The sequence below is a fragment of the Roseibium denhamense genome (genome assembly GCF_009711415.1).
Classification (GTDB): domain Bacteria; phylum Pseudomonadota; class Alphaproteobacteria; order Rhizobiales; family Stappiaceae; genus Roseibium; species Roseibium denhamense.
Genome location: NZ_SMLZ01000060.1, coordinates 1 through 1,807 on the forward strand (window position 1 = coordinate 1; position 1,807 = coordinate 1,807).

Below are 1,807 nucleotides of genomic sequence, written 5' to 3' on the forward strand. Positions count from 1 at the left end.
GCGTTGAAGGCTACCAATTGGTTTAAGCGCAACGCAGACAACAGGGTAATATCTAAGGTTGAACGAGGCCTTCGAGCCATTGTTCCGAGGCCGCTGTCCTACGGCAGTTTTGAGTCTAAAAATGTTCCAATTCAAGATTCTTTACTGTTCAACGAGTGTAATCACCGGCTTGTCATAATTGATGGAGATGTTCCACCAACTGCTATCTATAACATTGCACGAGGCGCGAAAAAGCTTACGCTTATCAAATACGGGGATCTTTACGGTAAGTTCGATATCGATGCCATCCGAGCATTAATTTCAGATGAAATTGAGATTAACGTAGAACATGCTCGCAGCAGGGCGGGGCGTTTTGAGCGTCGATATCACGATCTTCATCTTGAGACATATGACTGTGCAAAGTCCGTGATTTCAACCTTCATTGAGAATTCAAGCCGTTTGAATCGCGTAATAAATTTGGACCAGGAGACAGAGCAGTCATTGGTTCTACAAATCAGCGATAACCTATTCTACAAAGCGCTTCGATTAAACGCGATTTTTACGGCTGTGGAAGATAAGAGCTTCGATAGCGTTGTTGTGTCGTTTGGTTCTTCATTCGAGCTCTATCGAGCGTTGTACTCACGGGCGGAGATGATTAACGACAGACGCATCGTCTGTGGCTGTTGGTCGAGCAACGTTAGCATTCGAAGTAAATTTGAGGGGCGCATTGCAAATATTCATCACCTTGCGGTCAAGGAACGATTGCATTGGCACACTTATCAGAATTGGGAAGAACCTTCGATCCCAGACACAAATTTATTGTTGCCGGTATCCAGATATCTATCGGACGTTTCTACTGGCATTAGTTATAGAAGCTCTCGCAAAGGTAAGGCTGAGAAGCGCCTTGCATTCGTAGTAAGCGCAAACTCGGCTTACCTGCGCGGGGCCGTCGAAGTTGCGCTGCAGTTACAGAAAGCATATTCTGTTGACATAATTTGGACACACGGATCTCGATCAAAATTATCCAACGAAATTGAAAAGCAATCTACCAGCCTATTAAGTATTGCGAAAGATGAAAACGAGCCCTGGGGTCATCTTGCTACTCCGCCAGATGTAATAGACCACAATGTATTGAAGGCTCCGGCCGAAATTGGGAATGACTTTAAGCGTTATTTTTTGGGCGTAATTAAATCCAAAATTGAAGACATGTATGCCGATGCGGATATCGACCATGTCGTGAAAACGGCACTGGATTGCGAATTATCCAATACCCTCTCCTTTGATGTGCTCAGGAACTTAGTGCGCCGTTGTGCAGCTGACAAGTTGCTCCGAGCGGAACAGTATGATGCGTTAATCTTGTGCCCACCGCGTGAGCCCCGTAACGCGTTGTTTACCGGGAGCGCGCGACAAATGAAGATACCAAGTATATCTTTGGAAACGCACTGCTTGAATGCAGCCTATTGCCGGTATGGAAGTATCTCCTCTGACTTTGCGATTGTTAGTACTGAATATTTTCGTAGGGAGTACGAGGAGAATTTTGGTATATGTGCGGATCGTGCGTTTGCGGTTGGTTCTCCACGGCTTCATAGGCCAAAAAATTACGCATCAAATGAAGCGAGAAAGCGAGCCCGGGGCAAAATTAATGCCGAACTATCATTTGGAGACGCACCGACAGTACTGTTGCCGACCCAGCCACTACCAAGAAAAATTCAGAAAGAATTGTTTAAGACTTTGGTAAAAACGATCCGGGAAGTTGGTCAAGATATCAAGTTGATAGTTAAAATTCATCCTGAAGAAAATGAAAGCGACGCATCCATTTATCGTGAAA

1 protein-coding gene is annotated in these 1,807 nt (G+C 45.0%); it reads left to right on the top strand.

All coding sequences use genetic code 11. The features are described from left to right. The coding region (locus E1180_RS21995; RefSeq protein ID WP_196220480.1) for a hypothetical protein at positions 1-1,807 on the top strand (1,807 nt) is incomplete at both ends.